Annotated in this window: 24 protein-coding genes and 1 tRNA gene; 14 read left to right on the top strand and 11 right to left on the bottom strand. The window is 57.4% G+C overall.

All coding sequences use genetic code 11. The features are described 5' to 3' along the window. From AC0V6Q_RS10310 to AC0V6Q_RS10300, 3 genes are read right to left on the bottom strand one after another with little or no spacing between them, the layout of a single operon-like run. Positions 1 to 960: a phosphatidate cytidylyltransferase gene (locus tag AC0V6Q_RS10310; protein ID WP_486168290.1), complete on the bottom strand. Its 960-nt coding sequence runs from the start codon at positions 958 to 960 to the stop codon at positions 1 to 3. Beyond that, entirely contained in the window at positions 957 to 1,595 is a 639-nt protein-coding gene (locus tag AC0V6Q_RS10305) for a lysophospholipid acyltransferase family protein (RefSeq protein WP_486168289.1), read from the bottom strand. The genes AC0V6Q_RS10310 and AC0V6Q_RS10305 overlap by 4 nt, the downstream gene beginning before the upstream one ends. Beyond that, positions 1,592 to 2,275, bottom strand: coding sequence for a CDP-alcohol phosphatidyltransferase family protein (locus AC0V6Q_RS10300; RefSeq protein WP_486168288.1), 684 nt, complete (start codon positions 2,273 to 2,275; stop codon positions 1,592 to 1,594). Before AC0V6Q_RS10300 ends, AC0V6Q_RS10305 begins: the two co-directional genes overlap by 4 nt. 221 nt (positions 2,276 to 2,496) lie before the next feature. Between AC0V6Q_RS10300 and AC0V6Q_RS10295 the strand changes: the two genes are divergently transcribed. The 5 genes from AC0V6Q_RS10295 to AC0V6Q_RS10275 all read left to right on the top strand — a co-directional run bounded on the left by AC0V6Q_RS10295 (position 2,497) and on the right by AC0V6Q_RS10275 (position 6,072). Further along, entirely contained in the window at positions 2,497 to 3,537 is a 1,041-nt protein-coding gene (locus tag AC0V6Q_RS10295) for a ribonucleotide-diphosphate reductase subunit beta (protein WP_486168287.1), read from the top strand. Positions 3,538 to 3,600: 63 nt separating this feature from the next. Continuing rightward, positions 3,601 to 4,554, top strand: a complete 954-nt coding sequence (locus tag AC0V6Q_RS10290) for a DNA cytosine methyltransferase (RefSeq protein WP_486168286.1) — start codon at positions 3,601 to 3,603, stop codon at positions 4,552 to 4,554. After that, positions 4,554 to 5,132, top strand: a complete 579-nt coding sequence (locus AC0V6Q_RS10285) for an HNH endonuclease (protein ID WP_486168285.1) — start codon at positions 4,554 to 4,556, stop codon at positions 5,130 to 5,132. Before AC0V6Q_RS10290 ends, AC0V6Q_RS10285 begins: the two co-directional genes overlap by 1 nt. 376 nt (positions 5,133 to 5,508) lie before the next feature. Next, entirely contained in the window at positions 5,509 to 5,763 is a 255-nt protein-coding gene (locus AC0V6Q_RS10280; protein WP_486168284.1) for an HP1242/YdcH family protein, read from the top strand. A gap of 48 nt (positions 5,764 to 5,811) precedes the next feature. Next, positions 5,812 to 6,072 carry a hypothetical protein gene (locus tag AC0V6Q_RS10275; protein WP_486168283.1) on the top strand — a complete coding sequence of 87 codons (261 nt, stop codon included), beginning with the start codon at positions 5,812 to 5,814 and terminating at the stop codon, positions 6,070 to 6,072. 21 nt (positions 6,073 to 6,093) lie between these two features. Here the strand turns inward: AC0V6Q_RS10275 and AC0V6Q_RS10270 are convergent, their stop codons facing one another. Further along, entirely contained in the window at positions 6,094 to 6,786 is a 693-nt protein-coding gene (locus AC0V6Q_RS10270; RefSeq protein WP_486168282.1) for a hypothetical protein, read from the bottom strand. An 80-nt stretch (positions 6,787 to 6,866) separates the two neighbouring features. Here AC0V6Q_RS10270 and AC0V6Q_RS10265 point away from each other — a divergent pair, with 80 nt between their 5' ends. Further along, complete coding sequence (locus AC0V6Q_RS10265) at positions 6,867 to 7,271, top strand: HP1242/YdcH family protein (protein WP_486168281.1); 405 nt, start codon at positions 6,867 to 6,869, stop codon at positions 7,269 to 7,271. A gap of 87 nt (positions 7,272 to 7,358) precedes the next feature. Here the strand turns inward: AC0V6Q_RS10265 and AC0V6Q_RS10260 are convergent, their stop codons facing one another. From AC0V6Q_RS10260 to AC0V6Q_RS10250, 3 genes are all read right to left on the bottom strand, one after another. Continuing rightward, on the bottom strand, positions 7,359 to 7,739 hold the full coding sequence (locus tag AC0V6Q_RS10260) for a DUF4870 family protein (RefSeq protein WP_486168280.1): 381 nt from the start codon (positions 7,737 to 7,739) through the stop codon (positions 7,359 to 7,361). Positions 7,740 to 7,848: 109 nt separating this feature from the next. Further along, on the bottom strand, positions 7,849 to 8,412 hold the full coding sequence (locus AC0V6Q_RS10255; RefSeq protein ID WP_486168279.1) for a hypothetical protein: 564 nt from the start codon (positions 8,410 to 8,412) through the stop codon (positions 7,849 to 7,851). Positions 8,413 to 8,527: 115 nt separating this feature from the next. Further along, on the bottom strand, positions 8,528 to 8,872 hold the full coding sequence (locus tag AC0V6Q_RS10250; protein ID WP_486168278.1) for a BufA1 family periplasmic bufferin-type metallophore: 345 nt from the start codon (positions 8,870 to 8,872) through the stop codon (positions 8,528 to 8,530). A 230-nt stretch (positions 8,873 to 9,102) separates the two neighbouring features. Here AC0V6Q_RS10250 and argB point away from each other — a divergent pair, with 230 nt between their 5' ends. The 6 genes from argB (at position 9,103) to AC0V6Q_RS10220 (ending at position 13,904) form a co-directional block, all read left to right on the top strand. After that, a complete protein-coding gene (gene argB, locus AC0V6Q_RS10245) occupies positions 9,103 to 10,008 on the top strand; it encodes an acetylglutamate kinase (protein ID WP_486168277.1) in 906 nt (301 codons plus the stop codon). A 151-nt stretch (positions 10,009 to 10,159) separates the two neighbouring features. Continuing rightward, positions 10,160 to 10,447 (top strand): YggT family protein, encoded by a 288-nt coding sequence (locus AC0V6Q_RS10240; RefSeq protein WP_486168276.1) that lies wholly within the window; start codon positions 10,160 to 10,162, stop codon positions 10,445 to 10,447. Between the two features lie 4 nt (positions 10,448 to 10,451). Then, positions 10,452 to 11,345, top strand: a complete 894-nt coding sequence (gene folD / locus AC0V6Q_RS10235; protein WP_486168275.1) for a bifunctional methylenetetrahydrofolate dehydrogenase/methenyltetrahydrofolate cyclohydrolase FolD — start codon at positions 10,452 to 10,454, stop codon at positions 11,343 to 11,345. Between the two features lie 27 nt (positions 11,346 to 11,372). Further along, positions 11,373 to 12,140 (top strand): hypothetical protein, encoded by a 768-nt coding sequence (locus AC0V6Q_RS10230; protein ID WP_486168274.1) that lies wholly within the window; start codon positions 11,373 to 11,375, stop codon positions 12,138 to 12,140. A 15-nt stretch (positions 12,141 to 12,155) separates the two neighbouring features. Next, entirely contained in the window at positions 12,156 to 12,782 is a 627-nt protein-coding gene (locus AC0V6Q_RS10225; RefSeq protein ID WP_486169295.1) for a MarC family protein, read from the top strand. An 87-nt stretch (positions 12,783 to 12,869) separates the two neighbouring features. After that, on the top strand, positions 12,870 to 13,904 hold the full coding sequence (locus AC0V6Q_RS10220) for a serine hydrolase domain-containing protein (RefSeq protein ID WP_486168273.1): 1,035 nt from the start codon (positions 12,870 to 12,872) through the stop codon (positions 13,902 to 13,904). A gap of 5 nt (positions 13,905 to 13,909) precedes the next feature. Here AC0V6Q_RS10220 and AC0V6Q_RS10215 read toward each other — a convergent pair whose 3' ends face one another. Next, positions 13,910 to 14,521, bottom strand: a complete 612-nt coding sequence (locus AC0V6Q_RS10215) for an LON peptidase substrate-binding domain-containing protein (RefSeq protein WP_486168272.1) — start codon at positions 14,519 to 14,521, stop codon at positions 13,910 to 13,912. A gap of 9 nt (positions 14,522 to 14,530) precedes the next feature. Beyond that, entirely contained in the window at positions 14,531 to 15,457 is a 927-nt protein-coding gene (locus AC0V6Q_RS10210; RefSeq protein ID WP_486169294.1) for a tetratricopeptide repeat protein, read from the bottom strand. 256 nt (positions 15,458 to 15,713) lie between these two features. On the opposite strand from AC0V6Q_RS10210, the gene AC0V6Q_RS10205 reads away from it, so the two are divergent. Together AC0V6Q_RS10205 and AC0V6Q_RS10200 are read left to right on the top strand one after the other, a co-directional pair. Next, a tRNA-Gly gene (locus AC0V6Q_RS10205) sits at positions 15,714 to 15,788 on the top strand. Between the two features lie 199 nt (positions 15,789 to 15,987). Next, entirely contained in the window at positions 15,988 to 18,141 is a 2,154-nt protein-coding gene (locus tag AC0V6Q_RS10200) for a TonB-dependent receptor (RefSeq protein WP_486168271.1), read from the top strand. A gap of 100 nt (positions 18,142 to 18,241) precedes the next feature. On the opposite strand, the gene AC0V6Q_RS10195 is transcribed toward AC0V6Q_RS10200, so the two are convergent. Together AC0V6Q_RS10195 and AC0V6Q_RS10190 are read right to left on the bottom strand one after the other, a co-directional pair. After that, the gene (locus AC0V6Q_RS10195) at positions 18,242 to 19,417 is read right to left on the bottom strand and encodes a saccharopine dehydrogenase family protein (RefSeq protein WP_486168270.1); all 1,176 of its coding nucleotides are present in this window, start codon (positions 19,415 to 19,417) and stop codon (positions 18,242 to 18,244) included. Positions 19,418 to 19,735: 318 nt separating this feature from the next. Then, positions 19,736 to 20,905: a hypothetical protein gene (locus AC0V6Q_RS10190; protein WP_486168269.1), complete on the bottom strand. Its 1,170-nt coding sequence runs from the start codon at positions 20,903 to 20,905 to the stop codon at positions 19,736 to 19,738. Between the last annotated feature and the right edge of the window lie 87 nt (positions 20,906 to 20,992).

Raw genomic sequence — 20,992 nt, 5'->3', positions numbered from 1 at the left:
TTAGGGAACAAAGAAATAGTGGACGAGATGGAAGAAGACGGGCGCTGAAAAGCTCACCGAATCCATCCGGTCAAGTGCGCCGCCGTGACCCTCTATCATAGTACCCCAATCCTTGGCGCCCAATGACCGCTTGACCGCTGAAAGCACAAGGCCCCCGGCAAATCCGGCCAGCACGATGGTAAGTGCAAGAAGCGCCGCCTCCCATGGGGCAAACGGCGTGATCCAGAAGAGCGCTGCGCCGATGGCGGCGGCGGATAACCCTCCGCCGATAAGGCCCTCCCATGTTTTGGCCGGGCTGACCCGCGGTGCGACCTTGTGTTTGCCGAAAAGCTTCCCGAACACATATTGTAGCACGTCCGAGAGCTGCACGACCGTAATCAGGAAGAAAAGCAGCAGGAAGTTGTCGCTGTATCCCGGAATGTCGAGCAGGAGGAGCGCGGGCGCGTGGCTGATGCAATAGACGCCCAGCATCATGCCCCATTGGATCTTTGCAGAACGTGCAAGGAAGTCTGTCGTCTCGCCTTTCAACACCGCGAGGAGCGGCAGGAGCAGGAAGGCCCAAACCGGGATCAGGATCGAGAAAAGCGACTGCCAATCGGAGTAGATCAGCCAATATTGTAGCGGGATAAAGAGGTAGAACGCGGCAACGGTCGCGGTGTGATCTTCTGCCCTTGTCGGGGTGATCGAGAGAAATTCGCGCAGCACAAAGAAGCTGGTGAGCGCAAACAGGACCACCGTCACACCTTTGCCAAAGACAAAGGCGACCGCGAAAATCGCGATCATAAACCACCAGGCTTTGATCCGCTGATTGAGGTTGGCGACCGTTGCAATGCCGCCCTCGCTTTGCACGCGCTTTGACAGGACAAAGCCGATGGAGGATGCCACCAAAAGCAGTGCGAAAACGCCGCCGAACAAGGTCGCCATGGTCGGGTCGATGGTAAGGTTTAGCTGTGGCATCATGCGTCCTCTCCTGCCCCATTCTTTTCAGCAAGTGTCAGGATTGCTTTTTGCGCCCGTTCAAGAAACGCTGACTTTTCCTCGCCATTTTTTAGGCTGATGGGCTCGCCAAAATGCGCAGCCGAGCTGATCGGGGCAGGCAGGATTGCGCCCTTTGGGTAGGCACGTGCGAGATTGGTGAGATAAACCGGCACAAGCTCAGCGTCGGGAAAGTCCTTCGCAAGATGATACAGCCCTGCCTTGAAGCTACCGGGAAGCGCCTCTGCGCGCCTCGTCCCCTCAGGGAAGATGATCAGCGATTCCCCGCTTTCGAGCACTTCGCGAAGCGGGGCGAGCGGGTCTTTACTGCGTGTTGTTCCTTTGGCACGCTCGACCAGCACCGCGTTCAGCACTTTGAGCGCAACAAAACGCTGCACCGGCCCTCCGCCCCAATAATCGGCAGCGGCCACGGGGTGCGTGGTCTCGCGCAAATAGCTAGGCAGCGCGCCGCACAGGATGATCGTGTCCATGTGGCTGGCATGGTTGGCGAAGTATATGCGCTGTGTGGTCGCAGGCTCGCACCCGCTCCACCGCGCCTGGCCCCCGACGAGGAAACGCGCAGCCCCGAACAGGGCCTCACCCACCAGACGCGCGATCATTTGCCCGCCTCCTTAGCCCGCATCAGATTGGCGATGCGGTGCAAGCGGATCGCGCAGGTGATCGCTGCGCCCAATATGATGAGCCATAAAGCGCCTGTCATGACGACCGGCCCTGCCAGGACGAAATCCGCGACCACGCTCGACGGCCAGAAGAAGGTCACAATCGCGGCCAAGGTGAGCACAAACATGCGGTGCTGTTTAGCCATGGGCCCGACAAAATCCTGCTCGAAGCCGAGCGCCCCGCCAAGCGCGCGAATGTAAGCGGTGCCAAAGGCAAGGACCGTCGCGCCATAGCCCAGTTCGGGCATGCCGACGGCATATCCCGCCCCGATCAGCAGCAGTGCATCTTCCGCCCGGTCAGGCGCCTCGTTATAGAGCGCGCCGGTGGCCGAAGACTTGCCTTCCTCCACCGCAACCAATCCATCGAGCATATTGGCCAGCAGCCGCAGCTGTATCCCGAGCGCCCCGCCAAGCCAAAGCCACTCGCTGGCCTTGCCATCTGCCGCCAGCCAAAAGCACCAGGCCCCTGCCGCTGCAAAGAAAATTCCGATCACCGAAATGGCATTGGGAGTAAGCCCAATCGCGGCCAGACCCTTCGCCAACGCCTTGGCCCACCCCGCACTGCGCGTGGCCAATGGCCGCCTGTTCTTCACCGCCTCTTGCGGCGTCTCTTGTGTCATTTGAGTGCGATCCCTGCCCGTCCTGTAAGAGGCCAAGCTAGGCACCTACCGGGACACCGCCAAGAAATTTCTACGCAAAGTCCCTCGGCCCGCCCCCGATGCGACTCGGCTCGACTCAGAATTTGCACGGTTTATCCCCACCGAATCATCTACCCTTGCCTGTCGGAACGAAGCTGGTTCACCTATATAGGTCAGCCAACTCGAAAACAGGATCACACAACATGTCGTTGCTCGAAGCCCGTAACACCTACAAGCCGTTCGAATACCCATGGGCCTACGAGTTCTGGAAACGTCAACAACAGATCCACTGGATGCCCGAAGAAGTGCCTCTGGGCGAGGACTGCCGCGACTGGGCGCAGAACATCACCGAGCATGAGCGCAATCTGCTCACGCAAATCTTCCGTTTCTTCACCCAGGCCGATGTCGAGGTGCAGGATTGCTATCACGACAAATATGGCCGCGTGTTCAAGCCGACCGAGATCAAGATGATGCTCGCCGCCTTCTCCAATATGGAGACGGTGCACATCGCGGCATATTCGCACCTGCTCGACACCATCGGCATGCCCGAAAGCGAGTACAGCGCCTTCCTCGAATATGAGGAAATGGCCGACAAGCACAATTACATGCACCAGTTCAGCGTCGACACCGACGAAGACATCGCCCGCACGCTCGCCATGTTCGGCGGCTTCACCGAAGGGCTGCAGCTGTTTGCATCCTTCGCCATGCTGATGAACTTCCCGCGCTTCAACAAGATGAAGGGCATGGGCCAGATCGTTTCGTGGTCGGTCCGCGACGAGACGCTGCACTGCGAAGGCATCATCAAGATGTTCCACACCTTCTGCGAAGAGCGCGACTGCCTGACCAAGGCGGTGAAGGAAGACATCATCGACATCTGTCAAAAGACGGTGCGCCTCGAAGATGCGTTTATCGATCTCGCGTTCGAAATGGGCCCGGTCGAGGGCATGACCGCGAAAGACATCAAGAAGTACATCCGCTACATCGCCGACTGGCGTCTGGGCCAATTGAAGCTGCAACCGATCTACATGATCGACGAGCACCCGCTTCCCTGGCTCAGCCCGCTTCTGAACGGTGTCGAGCACGCCAACTTCTTCGAAGCGCGCGCAACCGAATATTCCAAAGGCGCAACCAAAGGCGACTGGAACACCGTCTGGTCCAGCTTCGACAATCGCCAAAAGGCGAAAGTTGCAAACGAGGAAGAGGTTGTCAGCGACGGCCCGGATATGTTTGAAGCGGCGGAGTGATTTGCGGCACCCTTGACGAGAACGTAATAAGAACATAGGCCTGCGGTAACGAGGGAGTATCGCATGCATTCAATCGAATTTTGCGCGGGAGCTGGTGGTCAAGCCTTAGGCCTTGAACAAGCTGGCTTTCGTCACGAGGCTCTTGTCGAAATTGAGTCTGATTTTGCCCAAACTTTGAAGCTCAACCGTCCCGCCTGGGACGTTAGAGCTGCTGATATGGTCGATTTTGATGGCGGGGCATTCCGAGGTGTTGATCTGCTTGCAGCGGGATTGCCATGCCCGCCATTCTCTGTTGCCGGCAAACAATTGGGCGAAAAGGATGAGCGTAATCTTTTCCCTTCGGCCATTCGCCTTGCTGATGAAATCAAGCCAAGAGCAATAATGATCGAGAATGTGCGCGGGTTCTTATCTGCTGTTTTCGAGGACTACCGTGGCCAACTCAAAGGACAGCTCTCGAAGCTTGGCTATCATGTTGATTGGCGGCTATTGAATGCCTCAGACTTTGGTGTCCCACAGCTTCGTCCTCGTGTTGTCATTCTAGCCCTGCGCAAAGACTTTGCTGATCACTTTGAGTGGCCGTCGGCGCTGCCAAACAACCCATTGACAGTCGGGCAATGCTTGCAAGACTTGATGGACGAAAACGGTTGGAAAGGCGCTCGGGAATGGGCAGCGAGGGCTAATGACATTGCCCCTACGCTTGTGGGCGGCTCCAAGAAACATGGGGGACCTGATCTCGGTCCAACGCGAGCGAGACGCGCATGGGCGACACTTGGCGTCGAAGGGAAAAGCCTAGCTAACGCGGCTCCCGAAACGGATTTTGTAGGAATGCCCCGACTTACCTTGCGAATGACAGCGCGTTTGCAAGGGTTTCCAGATGATTGGAAGTTTTTTGGGACAAAAACCACGCGCTACAGGCAGATTGGCAACGCTTTCCCGCCGCCAGTCGCTAAGGCGGTGGCGTTACAGGTTCAAGCGGCACTCAATTCTGCGAGTCATCGAACGGTAATCGCGGCTTAATGGGTGCTCGGGATAAACTGCGCGATTACTTCCTGTCGAATATCGGCAAGATCCTCGACAGTGAACAACTTCGTGAGGCTTCGGGAGGAATTAGTGAGTGGGCGCGCCGCATTCGTGAGCTTCGCAATGAAGAAGGTTTTCAGATCCTCACTCACAATGATCGATCCGATCTGAAGCCGGGGCAATATCTGCTGCTCACTGCAAAGCCAGAGCCTGCGTTTGAGCGAGGAATATCAAAGGAAACCCGTGCAATCGTGCTGGATCGTAATGGCTTCACCTGCCAGATGTGCGGCGCGGGTGCGGGAGAGCCTCACCCGTTTGATCCTTCACGAAAGACGCGGCTCCATCTTGGCCATGTCATCGATAAATCTATGGGTGGAACCGATGATCCAAGTAATCTTAGGGCGGTCTGCTCGATTTGTAACGAAGGAGCATCCAATATCACACCCGATAGGCCAAGTGTAATGAAGCTTAAAGCTCAACTGCGAAAGGCTCGGGCTGACGACCAACTGGAGCTCCTACGATTTCTAAGTCAAAAGTTCCCAGCCCAAGCCAAGAAGCTTCTTGAAGGCGACTAACCGGATCTATTCCCAACAAAATGCAGTTGGCTGCGCATCCGCCTCCTGGCCTACATCAGATTCCACCTCCAACAGGCGCGGCTATTGGCCACCGCAATTCATTCGCCCAAACACCCGCCCCACCCCACCCCACCGGCCTTTCCTACAGGCCCCCGTGCGCGCTAGATCCTGTGACATGACGTGCCTCCTGAACTCCTGCTTTTTGCCCGCTGGAACAGGCACATCAGGCGGCAAAAAAGTTTTTGCCCCTGAACAGTGTGTCAAGTGTGTCAAAACCCTCGTTTAATCATGGCTTTTCATAGATTTGATCCAAATCAATTCCCCCGCTCCTGCGGCCGTCTAGAACACTCCCGTAACCTCAAGGGAGACGCCTTAAATGTCACAGCATACACCCAACGAACTGACCGAAATCTTCAAGCGCGACCGTGATCTTGTCACCCAGCTTAAAGGCACCGATGGCCACTTTGCGCGGCTTGCAGATGAATATCACGAGGTGAACCGGCAGGTGCACCGGATCGAGGCGGAGACCGAGGCGGCGAGCGACGAGCGGTTTGAAACGCTCAAGAAACAGCGCCTCTCGCTGCTCGACCAGCTCACCACCATCGTGAGCGCAGCGCGCCCGGCGGCTTGAGCCCGCTCGCGGTGCCACCCATCACACAGACCGTTCAGGAGAACCCCCATGTCCCCATTGAAAGCTACCATGCCTGCTCTTGCAATCTTTACCCTCTCTCTGGCTGCTTGCGCGCAGGAGGAAGAGGAGAAGACCTACGAGGTCGGCGTTGAAGATGTGAGCGGCGGCGAATTGCAGGTCGCCGATCCCAAGCCCGGCGACGTTCAGGTCAACCTGCCTCAAACCCCGATGAAGAATGTCCCTGCGCAAACGCAGGATGCCGCGGAAGGGGAAACTGAGGAAGCGGAAGCCGGGGAAGCGCCGCAATAGTCGCTGTCATGGCCTTGGGGGTTACCCGCCCTCGTGACCCCAAGCAGGCGGGGGCGCTTCGACTTCTTTGCTCAAGTCAAACTCCACCCGGAACAGGCGCGGCTCCGGGGCCCCGCCTTCGAGAGTGCGTTTGAGCTGATAGACGAATTTTGCGTCCTCGCTGCCTGCGGGATCTACCTCTACCGACCAGACATTGGTCACCGAAGCGTCGTAGCCCTGGGCTTTGAACATATCGATGCTGAACTGGTCGACCGGAAAGCTCTGCATGGTCCCGGTGCCTTCTTCGAGCGTGTCGCCGCCATACATGGTAAGCTCGTCGCTTTCGCCGTCCTTGTGGCGATGGTCATGTTTCAGGCGCAGGCCGACTGGCGTCTCGCCCCGGCCACTCTTGTGCGGCACCGCAAGGCGGGTGATCAACCATGTGCGCGAGCGGTCCCACTCGCCGTCGATCTCGACGTGAAAAGGCACCGCGATGCGGTCTGGCGAACACTGCGATACGTGCATGACCATGGCCGCGCCCGCGAAGTCAGCGTCTGCCTCGTCCTCGCTTGCCAATTGTCCGGCATAGGCCTTGCCACAATGGGTCGAAAGCGCAGCGAAGAAGGCGTCCTGCGGGCTCTCTTGCGCGTCTGCTTGCGGCGCATCGGGTGAGCAAGCTGCAAGCAGGAGAACAGGTGCAACTACAGGGGCGAAGGTTTTGGAGATGCCAGTCATGCCCAGCACGCTAGCGCCTGTGCACGAAGATGTCGCGGGCCTTTCCTTCAGCTTCCCCTGCGAACAAGGGTTTCGCGCGCTTGATCCAAGTCAATGTGATGGCGGCCGTGTTGACGCATATCCCGGACAAGATTTGCAAACAGGAGCCTATCATCATGTCTGCCGATACGCCGCACGAGCTGCATGAGTTTTTCGGCCGCCTTCCGTCAAAGCATCCGAGCGCACCAACGCTCGCCGAAGAGTTTCCGCATGATGCAGGCACGCTCACACGGCTCAAGCTGACCGATAACCACTTTTGCAGCCTGTCCGAGCGCTATCACGCCCTGAACCGGTCGATCCACAGGATCGAGGCCGAGGTGGAGAGCACATCGGATGTCTACCTTACGCAGCTGAAGAAACAGCGTTTGCTTTTGCTGGATAAGATCGCGCTCATCGTCGAGGAAGCCGAGCGCGAGTGGGCCCCTGCAATGGAGCCCGCACCCTGACGATGCCACTTATGAGAGTGACGCCAGGCGCCGTCTTAAACGGGTGCGTCACTCTCGCCAAAGCGGGTGCTTAACGGATATGACCGATTAGAAAAGGAGCGTTTGCGGATCAGGCATAGGCTCTTGTTTTTGCGCCTTGATGAGGCTCATAACGCTGCGAACACCGACCCAGACCGCGATCAGCGGCATAAGCAGGAAGCCGATCAGAACCACTGACAGGACGCCTGCAATGATGAAGCCCAGGAAGCCGAACCAGAAGGTGCGGATCAGGTATGAGAAGTGCGAGGCGGTCCAGTCGCCCTTGCTTTCGCCGGACCAGACATGGGCCAAGACAATCCCCACAAGGCCGGTGATCCCGGTCACGAAGCTGGCAAGGAAGCACAGCGAGATGATGGTGGGCTGGTTGAAGTCAAAGCCGCCGCTTGGGCCGACTTCTCTGTTGGTGTCTGTTGTCGTTGGCTCGGTCACGGAAGATCCCCCTTTATGGCCGCGTGTTCGACTGGGGAGACTAAGCATTGTACCGGGTAGGGCAAGCCCTTCCTCTACAATCGCCTGTGGACCCCAAGGCGCGAACCAGTCATTCGCACCAGTCTTTCGGCGCATCTCCCCACCCGTTTGGCGAGGCGAGGCTGGCTTCGATCATGATGTCGGCCAGTTCTTCGTGCGAGCCGTCTGCCGCAATCCGGCGCGCTTCGCGAAGCTCTCTTCCGAACTGATCGCGGGGCGGGTCATCTGCGCCGTCCCACTCGAAGGGGCCATCGTTCAACCATTGGTGCAGCCGCGCCCGCGCTGCGTTGGCAAGCGCGCTTTCCGTCTCGCAAGCGCCGTCGATTTCGGGTGCATCAAACCCGGTCAGTCGAATGCGCCGCCGGTCGCTGCCAAACCCGATATGGACGGTGTCGCCGTCGACAACGCATGCCTTTTGGCGGGCCCCTTCGCCGCATAGGGCAAAACCTGTCTCAACCCTGACGTGTCCCTGTTCCTGCGTGACCGGCTTTATGACAAACCACCACAAGCCCATCACGATGAGCGCAAGGATTGGCACGCGCCACAAAAGCCACCAGCTGGACAGCCCCGTTCGGGCGGGCGAGCGCGGCGACGCTGGTCGGCGAAAACGGGGGCGAGGGGGTTTGCGAGCCATTTGAGAGACAAGCTAGCAGGCGCGCTTCTCAAGAAAAGTATCTTTGACCGCGCGCATAAGAAAAGCCGCCCGGCGCGAACCGGGCGGCTTTCCAAAAAACGTTGAGGCTAAGTGCTTAGCCGATGTTTGTGGTTTCTTCGAGCGAGCCGAAAGAACCGTCAGGACGCTCTGTGCTCTCGCAAGAGCCAGCATCGACATAGGTCCATGCATTGCCTTGATAGTCGATTACAGACGTTCCGGCACAGCTTGTGCCCGGGCCAGCTGCGCAGTCATTTTTGCCGGCGAGCGAAACGCCAAAGCACTTCTCTTTTTCACCAGCGCCTGCATCAGCAAGAGCCGCTTCTTCGGTGTTTGCGCCTGCTTGTGCAGCTTCTGGCGCATCAGCTGCGCCCGAACATGCAGCAGCAAGACCAGCGGCCGCTGCAAGAGCGATCGAACCGTTAAGACGACTTGTATTCATGATAATCCTCCATCCACTTTCGAAAAAGGGCACGAGACCTGAGCCCCTATTCATCCCTTGATTCGGATGGAAACAGTATTCGGTTACAAAGGGAAGGGGAAAATTCGTAAAACCTCCGAACCGAGCCCGCAAAAGAAACGTTCCATCGACTTCTTTCCTAGAGCACGCATAACCGCTAAGCGCCTCGCGATGCAGGAAATCATCCTGAGCGAAAATAGCGAGATCCAACCATGGCCAAAACCAACGGCCCAAATGCGGCCCCTGACCTTGCAAAGGCTGAAGTGCTCATCGAGGCCCTGCCCTATTTTCAGCGTTATGCAGGGCGCACCTTTGTGGTGAAATATGGCGGCCATGCGATGGGAGAGCCCCAGGCGGCGCGTGATTTTGCCGAAGATATTGTATTGCTGAAAGCGGTCGGGATTAATCCGGTGGTCGTCCATGGCGGCGGCCCGCAAATCGGCGATATGCTTTCCCGCCTCGGAGTAGAGAGCACTTTTGTCGATGGCCTGCGCGTCACCGATGAGGCAACCGCAAAGATTGCGGAAATGGTTCTGTCCGGCGCGATCAATAAAGAGCTGGTTGGTTGGCTCAGCAGTGCAGGCGGCAAGGCGATTGGTATATCGGGCAAGGACGGAGGTCTTGTCTCTGCCCGGAAAGTCAGCCGTACGACAAAGGACCCCGAAAGCCTGATCGAAAAGGCGGTGGACCTTGGTTTTGTGGGGGAGCCTGACCATGTGGACACATCGGTCATCGACACCGCGGTTGCCGCAGGCATGATCCCTGTGATCGCGCCCATTGCGGGCGGCGAAGATGGTGCGACCTACAACATCAATGCCGACACAATGGCAGGTGCGATCGCCGCAGCTTTGGGAGCGGCGCGGCTGTTCCTTTTGACCGATGTGCCGGGCGTTCTTGATGCCAATGGCGAGCTTTTGAGCGACCTTGATCCTTCCGATGTCGCCCGTTTGCGCCGCCAGGGCGTGATCAAAGGCGGCATGGTGCCCAAGCTTGAAACCTGTGTCACGGCGGTCAACTCCGGATGCGAGGCTGCGGTTGTGCTCGACGGCCGGGTGCCTCACGCAATGTTGCTTGAATTCTTCACCGCAAGGGGGGCAGGCACACTGGTGCATGCCTAGATCAGCGGCTAAAGGCGCGTTTGAAAACAGCTTCAGGCTGGAAAAAGGCGTATTAGTCGGGTAATACGCCATCTAAGGGACTCACACTGGCGGCCTAGCGGGCTTTGTCTGCTTTGCTTGCCCGCCAAACGACAAGGTAATTGAAAACCCCATGCCCACACTAATTGATACGCTTATCCAGATCGTTTCGTTGCTGGTGAATGTTTTTGTCATGCTCGTGATCGTGCAATTCGTGATCGGGCTTTTGTTCGCTTTCAACGTGGTCAACAATTCGAACCAGTTTCTGATGCAGATCTACGAATCGGTGAATCGCCTGATGGACCCGATCTTGCGGCCCGTGCGCAATATCATGCCGCAAACAGGCGCGCTTGATCTGTCGCCGCTTGTTGTGATTGTGGGCGCTCAGATCCTGCTCATCGTTCTCAATTCACTGCGTTAATACCATGAGCGCTACACGAATCGACGGGAAAGCCTTCGCTGCCACTTTGCGCGAACGGGTCGGCGGTCATGCGCTTGGCTTTGCAAAGGCGGCAGGGCGCAAACCCGGTCTTGCTGTGGTTCTGGTGGGCGATGACCCCGCAAGCCAGGTTTATGTGGGCTCCAAAGGCAAAGCCACAGTGGCTGCCAATATGGAGAGCTTTGAGCATCGCTTGCCCGATGACACGAGCGAAGAGGCGCTGCTTGCGCTGATCAATCAACTCAACAATGACGATGCTGTGGACGGCATTCTCGTACAGCTACCATTGCCAAGCCACCTGGATGAACAATCCATCATCGCCTCGATCAGCCCGGACAAGGATGTCGATGGTTTTCACGTCATCAACGCAGGACGCCTGTCGGTCGGTCAATCGGGCTTTGTGCCATGTACGCCGCTTGGCTGCATGATGCTTTTGACGGATCGTCTGGGCGATCTTTCCGGTCTCGATGCGGTTGTCATTGGCCGCTCCAACATTGTCGGAAAGCCTATGGCCCAGCTTCTTCTGGATGCGAACGCCACTGTCACCATCGCCCACAGCCGCACCAAGGATCTGGCCAGCGTCGTTAAGCGCGCAGACATTGTCGTTGCCGCAGTGGGTCGGCCCAATATGGTTGGTAAAGACTGGCTCAAACCTGGCGCAACCGTCATCGATGTTGGCATCAACCGCTTGCCGCCTGAACCTGGCAAGGACAAAGGCAAGCTTGTGGGCGATGTCGCCTATGACGAGGCGAGCGAGGTTGCAGGGGCAATCACACCTGTTCCGGGCGGTGTTGGGCCGATGACAATTGCGGTTCTCTTACGGAACACTTTGGTCGCGGCCTATCGCAATGCCGGGCTAGAGGTGCCAGAGGGTATCTGAGCAGCCAGTATTATTGGAGAGGCCTTAATGAAGCGCGTTTTGACCTATGGCCTTGTCGGTGTTCTGGCCGTTTCCCTATCGGCTTGCTCATCAAGAGCGCCGCGTGGGCCATCTAACACGGTGATCGAACGCGTTTTGGCAAAGGCACCCGGCGAGGCCAAGCCAAGCGACATTGTCGCAACCGAGATCGCGTATGCCAGAACCGCGAAAGAGCAAGGCTTTGCTGCGGCTGCGCTTGCTTACGCGGCTCCTGGTGCGCAAATCCACCTTCGCGGCGGCGTTGTGCCGATTGAAGTGATTGCACAGGGGCTGGAAGAGGCTGGCGTGGAAACCCAATGGGGCCCGCGCGTCGTTGTCAAAAGCTGTGATGGTTCTCTTGCGCTTAGCCAGGGGCGCTTTGTCGATGGCGAAGGCAAGGTTGGCAATTATGTCACCACCTGGGTGCGCCAGAGCGACGGCAGTTTCAAATGGACCTATGATGCAGCGGGTCTCGATGATCCTCAGCCGCCGCCACGCCCTGACTTTGAAGATGGCGATATCGTGGTGACAGCGATTGATCTGGTGCAAGGCCTTGTTGCGTCATGCCCGCGCGGAGGCGAAACTGTGCCTCCCGCACCTGCTGTTCCTGCAGGGGAAGGCGGCGCTTCGGCTATGCAAGTCTCGCGCGACGGGACACTTCGCTGGCGCTGGGAGCACCGCGCCGACAACCTCAAATATGTGACCGCCGACTATTATTTCGAAGGCGAATGGGTCACTGCGATCGAAGAAACACTTGCATCTGCTCCCAATGAATGATGAGGGGCAACCATGTTGCCTGAACTCTTCATCTCTGCCTTTATCACACTGTTTGTGGTGATTGATCCGCCCGGCTGCGCGCCGATTTACGCGGGCCTTACGAAAAAAGCGACGCCAGCGCAGGCGCGCAATATGGCGCTGCGCGCGACGATGATCGCTGCCGTGATCTTGCTCATTTTTGCCTTCTTTGGTGAGGGCTTGCTTGGTGCGCTGCATATCGAACTCGATAGCTTCCGGATCGCAGGCGGAATGATGCTGTTCTGGATCGCTTTTGAGATGGTGTTCGAAAAACGCACCAAACGCCGCGAGGAGCGCGCTGACAAGGTCAACGCTGATCCTGAGGTCGAGGATGTGTCGGTCTTCCCCATGGCAATGCCCATGCTTGCAGGGCCCGGCGCGATTGCTGCGATCATGCTGCTCATGAACGAGGCGGAGACGGCGGCTGAAACCATCGAGGTCTTCGCAGCGCTTGGGTGCGTTTTGCTCCTGACCGCGCTTGCTCTAGTCGCAGCGGGTCCCCTAATCCGCTTGCTCGGCGACAAAGTCGAAGCGGTCATCACCCGGCTTCTGGGTGTCCTGCTCGCAGCACTTGCCGCTCAATATGTAATCGACGGGATCAAGGGCAATTTCGGAATAGTTTAACGTTCATCTTTCGTTTTAGCTCCATCAGATAGCCTTCACTAGATCATAGGAGTTTGGATGCGGATTGTGCGACTGTATGGCGCTTTTGTGGCAATATTTTGCATGGCGATGCCGGTCGCTGCACAGCCGATCCCTGACCTCACCCTTGCCGAATTGGAAAACCGGATTGAACTTGGCGATCTTGGTAAAATCCGGGCGCTGGCCCTCGAGGTGGGCGGGAAGGTCCTTTATCGAAAGCGCTTCGGCAAGGGCGAAATCGGCGATAGGGTCGATATCAAATCGGCAGGCAAGTCGATCACCGCCCTGGCTGTTGCCGCGGCTATTGCAGATGGCGATTTGGAAAGCGTGCAGCTCCGCGTATGGCCCTATCTCGGGTCAGAACGGGGCGCGCCTTTTGACGCGATTACTGTGCTTGATCTCTTGGCCATGTCTTCTGCGCTTGATTGCAATGATTGGGATCGGCGGTCTCCCGGACAAGAAGAACGCATGTATCGCACGCGTGTTTGGCGCGATTTTGCGCTCGCCTTGTCGGCCCGCGAGTTTACTCGTGATGCGCGCGGTATCGGCCCGTTTTCCTATTGCACCGCAGGAGTGTTTCTCCTTGGACAAGTGGTAGAGAAAGCGGTTGGCGAACGTTTTGACCTTTATGTTCAACGCCGCCTCTTCGATCCCTTGGGAATTGATGGCGCGGACTGGCGGACTTCGAAAAGTGGCGAGATTCAATCCGGCGGTCAATTGACCATTTCAGATGAGGCCTTGATCAAAATCGGAAGAATGATGCTCGATGAAGGCAAATGGGAGGGGCAGGAAATCCTTCCCGGAGCTTTGCTGCGTAAGGTTCTAAGTCCAGTCCACAAGGTGGGTGAACATGTTCAATACGGCCATCTGTGGTGGTTCTCAGCTATCCGCTCACAGCGCGGGTTTGAAGGAGCCGCCATGATGAAGGGCAATGGCGGCAATATCGTTGCCCTTGTGCCGAGCATGGACGCGGTTCTGGTGGTTCAATCAGAGAGCTACAATCGTAAGGAAGCAGAACGCAATTCCTTCATAGCGCTGACAACTATGCTCAGAATTCTCCCGCCCCCTTCAGATATTACCCAAGCGGTCAGCGTAGACGAATAGCGACCCTATTGCAGCGTGGTGATCTCGTCGATGCCGTCGCTGCGGCCAAAGAATTGCATCAACTGGACCAAAAGCTCGCACCTCTCGGTAAGCGAATTGGCTTCGAGCAATGCCTGCTTTGACGCTGGATCGAAGGGCGCGATCTGTGACATGCCGTTGATAAGCGATTGATCGTCCAGACGTTTCACCGAATCCCAGTCGACGCTGTACCCTTGTGCATCGGCGAATTCGCGCGCTTCCTGTTCGAAGCCGCCGCGCTGTGGGAAGCTGAGCGTCTCGTTTTCATCGTCCTCGATGAGTTCGGCCTCGACCTGGCGAAAGGCGCTGGCGACATCCATCTCGTGCAAAACCTTGAAGCGTGATTGCCCTTCGAGGATGATATTGTAGCGGCCATCTTCCATCGCTTCGATCTCGCCAATGCGTCCGACACAGCCGATGGAATAGAGCGGCGCGCCATCAATCGGGCGCTGCGGCTGGATCATGCCGATGCGCCGGTCGCGCACGAGCGCATCACCGACAAGCGCGCGGTATCGCGGCTCGAAAATATGCAGCGGCAATTGCAGGGCGGGGAACAGAACCGCGCCGGTAAGGGGGAAGATCGAGAGGCGAGTGGACATAGGGGCCAATTATCCGAACAGGATCTTTGACAGGCGGCGGCGGGTTGTCACCACCCATTCGTCTTCAAGGCCGGTTGCCTCAAAAATCTTGAGCAGCTTCTCGCGCGCCGCGCCTTCGTTCCACTCGCGGTCCTTTTCGACCATGGCAAGCAGGGTGTCTGCCGCATCATCGCGCGCGCCTGCTGCAAAGGCGGCTTCGGCGAACGCCATTTGCGCGTCCATATCATCGCGATTGGCGCTGGCCGCTTGTCGCAGGCCGGAAAGCTCGTCGTCATCGACAGAATTTGCCGCCAGTTCCAACGCGCTTTTCGCTGCAGCAATCGCCGGGTCACCTGCAAGTGCGGGATCGGCCTCGACGCTGGCCAGCACCTGAGCGGCTTCTTCGGTCTGGCCCATGGCGATCATCGCCTTGATCAGCCCTGCGGGCGCTGCTGCATTGTCGCCTGCAAATTCGGCCACCTGGGCAAAGATGCTGGCTGCGCGCTGGGGATCGCCTTCGGTAAGCGCTGCCTCGCCCATAGCGATAAACTGCGCAATTTCTTCTGGCGATGGACCCTTTGGCGCTCCATCTGCTGCGCCTGCCTCAATCGGCAGTTGGCCAAGAAGCTGATCGATCATTTGCGACAGCTGAGCCTCGGTGCGCGCTTTCGTCAGGTCGGCGACCGGCTGTCCCTGAAACAAGGCATAGACCGTAGGGATGGATTGGACCTGAAACTGGCCTGCGATGAATTTCTCTTCATCGACATTGATCTTTGCGAGCACCACCCCTTTGTCAGCATAATCGGCCGCAACCTTCTCGATCACCGGGGTCAGCGCTTTGCACGGGCCGCACCATTCTGCCCAGAAATCGACGATGACAAGTTTCGTCATACTGGGCTCGACTACTTCCTTGCGGAAACGGTCGACGGCTTTTTGTTCTTCGATGTTGAGTCCCATGCTGGCCAAGGGGATGCTCCTGTTTTGTAATCGCGTGCCGGAAACGAGAAGGCGCGCGGCTGGGTGATTCTTGCCCCTTATGTGGGACGTTTTGCGGCCTTGTGAAGGTCGCGGACGCTGCTGGCTAGACGGCTAATCGAATATGAGGGCGATTTATCGCGTTTTTAGGGTTGCGGGCTTGTACGCCCGCTGCTAATCGCGCCGCCACCCCGACAGAGAAGTGTGGTTTCCCATCTTTCTGTTGAAGCGTCAGTGAGCGGGCGTAGCTCAGGGGTAGAGCACAACCTTGCCAAGGTTGGGGTCGGGCGTTCGAATCGCCTCGCCCGCTCCATTTTCCAAAAAACGGACCCGAGCTTTGCGTGCGGCGCTTTTGCCGCTGCCAATCGGCGTGTCCATTTTGCCGCACGCTGAAAAACCTTCCCAAAGCATAAGCATTCACAGCATTTTGGGCTGGACGCGGCGCGGCGATGCCGTCATTAACGCTTCCAATGATATAGTGTAACATCTCATTGAAGGCTGATACGACCCCCATGAAGAACCTGACCTCTCCCCTCGCGGTTGCAACTGTCCTTTCATTCGCTTTGACCGCCGCGCCTGCGCTCGCGGAAACTAGTGGCGAGGGCGAAGCTGCGACTAATCGTCCGCTTTCGCCTGCTATTATCAATATTGGCAGCAACATCATTGTCTCGGCAGAAGGCCTCGAAGAGCTCGATTTTATCGCGGGGCAGGACGCGCTTGACGAGGACGAGATTCAGGAAAACCTCGACGGCCAGATTGGCGAGGTTCTTGATAAGCTTCCCGGTGTTTCCGCCACCAGCTTTACGCCCGGTGCCTCGCGCCCGATCCTGCGCGGGCAGGACGGCGAGCGCGTTCGGGTTATGGTTGACGGGCTTGGCACGGCTGATGTGGCGAACACTTCGGCTGATCACGCGACGTCGATTGATCCGCTGACGGTCAAGCGTATCGAAGTTCTGCGCGGTCCCGCCGCCCTGCTTTACGGCAGTCAGGCATTGGGCGGCGTCGTCAATGTGCAGGACCGCCGCATTCCCACCGAAGTTCCCGAAGACGGCTTGCGGCTCGATGCGCTGACCGCGTTTGACACGGTGAGCAACCTTCGCAGCGGCGGTGCCTCGCTTGATGTTGCCCTTGGCGACATGTTCGTGGTTCACGTCGATGGTTCCTATCGTGAGACCGATGATCTGGAGATTCCGGGCTTTCAGCTCACCGATGATTTGCGCGCTGACCTTCTCGCCGATGCTGCCGAAGAAGAGGAAGAAGGCGAATTGGAAGAAGCCGACGAGCTGCGCGAAGCGGCCGCGCAAGAAGGCTTCCTTCCTAACAGCGCAACCGAAACCTACACTTTTAACGGCGGCCTTGGCGTTATCCTTGGCGACACGACCTTTGGCGCGTCGGCTGGGTATTACGACACATTCTATGGCATCGTCGGCAACCCCGAAGGCGGCCATCACCACGGTGAAGAAGGCGAAGGTGGCGAAGAGGAAGAGGGCGAGGAGGAAGAGACAGTCTCCATCGGTCTTGAACAATGGCGCTTTGACTTCAGAGGCGACATCGCTCTTGGCGGTGGGTTCGCGGACCGGTTGAAGGTGCGCGCGGGCTATTCCGACTACACCCACACCGAATTTGAGGGCACGGAAGTTGGCACGGTTTTCGAAACCGAAACTTTCGAAGCGCGCGCAGAGCTTATCCAGTCGGGCGGGGGTGTGATCGGCGTTCAATTTACCTCGCGTGATTTTGAAGCGGTGGGCGAAGAGGCCTTTGTCGCGCCCAACGAAACAACGCAGCTTGCGCTTTTCACTGTGCAGGAAATCGACCTTGGCGGCGTTCAGATCGAGGCGGCCGGCCGGTATGAGCGGGTTGAGGTTGAATCCGATACAGTTGGCGTAGAGCGCGATTTTGACCTGTTCTCCGGCGCGGTTTCGGTTGTCTCCGAACTCCAGGATGATCTGGGCCGCATTGGTGTCACTTTGTCGCGTTCCGAGCGTGCGCCTGCGGGCGAAGAGCTGTTTGCCAATGGCCCGCATATCGCAACGCAAGCCTTCGAGATTGGCGATCCCGATCTGGGCATTGAAAGCGCATGGGGCTTGGAGGCGTTCACCCGCATCAATGTGGGCGGTGCTGCGATCAATCTGGCTGCCTTTTATCAAAAGTTCGACGACTACATCTTCCTCAATCCAACGGGCGAGGAAGAGGATGATTTGCCTGTGTTCGAATTCCTCCAGTCTGATGCCCAGTTCTACGGGTTTGAGGCGGATGCGACCGTTCCTCTGGTGGAAAGCGACGCCTTTGATCTGACGGCGGACCTTCGTGCGTCTTACGTCAAAGCCAACCTTTCCGGCACACGCGGCGGCGATGTTCCGCGTATTCCGCCGCTTAGCCTCCTTGGCGCGCTTGAGGCGGATGTGGACGCCTTCAACGTGCGCGGCGAAGTGCAATATACCGACGGCAAGTCAGGCACCGAGGGTCTCGAAACAGCGACCGACAATTTCACTTTCGTCAATCTCTACCTCTCCTGGCGTCCGCTTGAGAACAATCAGAACGTCGTCCTGCAATTGGCGGGCGAAAACCTGTTTGATGCAACCGGGCGTCGCCACTCCAGCTTTACCAAGGATTTCGTCACGCTTCCGGGCCGCAATATCCGGGTGAGCGCACGGGTTAGCTTCTAATCCGCCCTGTAGGAAAGCCGTGCGCATACGAAAAGGGGCCTGCCGATCCGATCGGCGGGCCCCTTTTGCTTTGTCTCAGATGCCTCGAACAATTCGCCAATTAATTCTCGGCAGCAAACTGGATCTCTGCGTGTTCTTGCAGGCGATCGACCAGCGCTTCGCCGAGGAACGAACCCGGTGTGCCAATGCCGCCTTCGGCATCGCTGTGAAGCAGGGCAATGCCGGTTTCGGTCAGCATCCGGCTGGTTGAGCCGTAGCCTGGATCATACTTGCCTTTGACACCAAAGTGCAGGTTTTCGCCATCAGGTCCCTCCGCCACGAACAATACATCGTAAAAACCGTTCTCGCGCTCTTCTGCGCTCGGCCCTTCGCCCGGTTTGGGCGGTTTTGCGCCGAACGGGTTTTTCATCATCTCAACCGCGGCCTCGGCCATTTTCTTGCCCGCTTCTCCCGGGCTGGTCAGCATCATTTCATCGTACTGGAAGTCTTCGCCATAAGGGTGGCCCAGAAGGAAGTTGGTGCGGTGCACGTTCTTCGTGTTGATCGGGGCCATCACAAAAGGCGCCGCCCATTTGTCGAGGTCCGCCTCATACATAGGCACCATGCCGGTGGGCTGGCTTGCCCCTTTGAACCCTTCTGCCAGAGCAAACGGATCGCGCAGCACGTTGATGACACCGGGGTTTTTGGCCGCCGCTTTCATCGTTGCGCCAAGGCTTGCCGCGGTTCCGCCGGAAAATGTACCAGCCATCGCCCGCACACGCCCGCGAATTTTCTTGGCAGGCGCGCCAAAGCGTTCCTTCGCGACCTTTTGCGTCATCAAAACGCCAAGGTCGAAGGGGATGGAATCGAACCCGCTTGAGAAACAGATGCGCGCACCCGACGCCTTGGCCGCTTCGCCATGCTCGGCGATCTTTTCGGCCATCCACGCAGGCTCTCCGCAAAGGTCGGCATAATCGGTGCCGGTTTTCACACAGGCCGCGACCAGCTTGTCGCCATACATCTGGTATGGGCCAACGGTGGTGAGGACGACTTTGGTGCGCTTGCACATCGCTTCAAGGTCAGCCGGGTCATCGGCATTGGCAACCACCAAAGGCGTGTCGGCAGGCGCTCCGATTTCGTCGCGCACCGCCTCGAGCTTGTCCTGCGAACGGCCCGCCATTGCCCATTTGGGCGCGTCATCGCGGCTGCCGTAGTGTTGGTCGAGATATTCGGCGACCAAGCGTCCGGTGTATCCGGTTGCGCCATAGACGATGATGTCAAACTCGGTATCGCTCATGTGGGTTCTCCTTGAATCTGTTTCATCACCTAGGCGGTTGTGCCCGATTTGCCACCTTTTAGAGGCGCGTTTTTTGCCGGATGAGCCGGTTCTGCGAATTGTGCCCCGTGCATCCTATTAGACACATGTGTCTCATAGGATCGATGCGAAATTCTCTAAACCACTGATATAAATGGACTTAACCTCTTAACCCTATGAGACACTTTGCCATAAAAATTTGACGCCCGAGGATCGGTGCACGAGCGCCGCAGGCAGATGTAACGCCGCAAAGCGATGTAGGAAAATCCCGTCCTTCAGCTGCGGACGCGGGCCATTCGATCAGTCAAACGGGTCGAAGCCGATACCGATCAATGCCAGCCCGCGCGGCATGTGGCTGGTGGCGTTTGGGTCAATTTGTGAAAACGCAATCATGTGCTCAAGCTCGAAACGCATTTCCATCGCCTTTTCAGGCGAGGGAGGAACTTGAAAGAAATAGAGCCGTCCTTTCGGGCCATCCAACTGGATGCGCCGCAACTGCACCTTATCCTCGTTGATATAGACGCACAGCTTGTCTTCCTGCTCGTCAGCGACGAAGCGTTCGATTGCCACAAAGCCGAGCATAGGGCCGTGATAATTGCGAGTGATGTCGAGGGTTGCCGTGGGGCTGAGGCTCCACCTGTGGACAGGCTCTGCCCTCTGTAAATCGCCCCAACCGGTTCCCGAAAACGGCTCGTCAGCGTTCCAGCGCAGAAAACCGCTTTCATCTATACCAAGCGGGGTGATCTTTGGCTTCGGTTTGATTTTCTGTTCAGAAATCTTGTGCAGGACGTAATCATACAGCTCCAGGTCGAGCGCATTCATCCGCTCGATTGTGTTCACCAGTTCGTCACTCAAATCCATTTGCGAGCGGTAAGAGCGGTTCTTTCCCAATTCAGGCGGTGTGCTGGCAAAGCCGAAATGCTCCGCCAGATTGTGAATGAATTCATCAAGCTCTTCTGTGACGCCCACCACACAGCACTTGTCGATATGCGCTTTCGCTTTGCGCAAACTGTCTGCGTCGGGCGGTGTTTCAGCGCCAACTGGTTGGCCTGCACCATACATGCTTACCTGATAGTTTGACGCGATGAATGCGCATTCTGGCGAATTGATGAATCCCTCGATCGAAAGATTACGCTCACGAATAAAGTTGTACGCTGGGTCAATGTCCGGCGCTTTCATCATGTGCCAATAATGTGAAATCACCCGCTGCACGGGGTTTCTCAAGAGCCCGATAATCTCAAAACCATTATGCGGGCCGAAAAAATCTGTGATCGTTTGCTCAAAGTGGCCGCGAACAAATCTTGCGTTTTCAATGTGCTCAAAGCTCATGGTTTTGAGCTCGTCCCAGACGGACGCATCATACAACACTTCACGTTCGTGGAAGAAGTTTTGCAGGTAATTGTTTACCGTCGTGCCGCCGGTTTTCATGATGTGGGGGAAGATGATCTTGGGCGACTGATAAATGTCCATACCTATCGTTATCTCTTCTTATCCCGCCTGCTTGTGCATACTACATGATACGCTGTATCTTGTGACGCACGCGACCATTTGAGAGAA

The organism is Erythrobacter sp. S227 (assembly GCF_057364925.1).
Note: the sequence above shows the minus strand (reverse complement) of the source record. Positions and strands in the feature narration are given on the sequence as shown.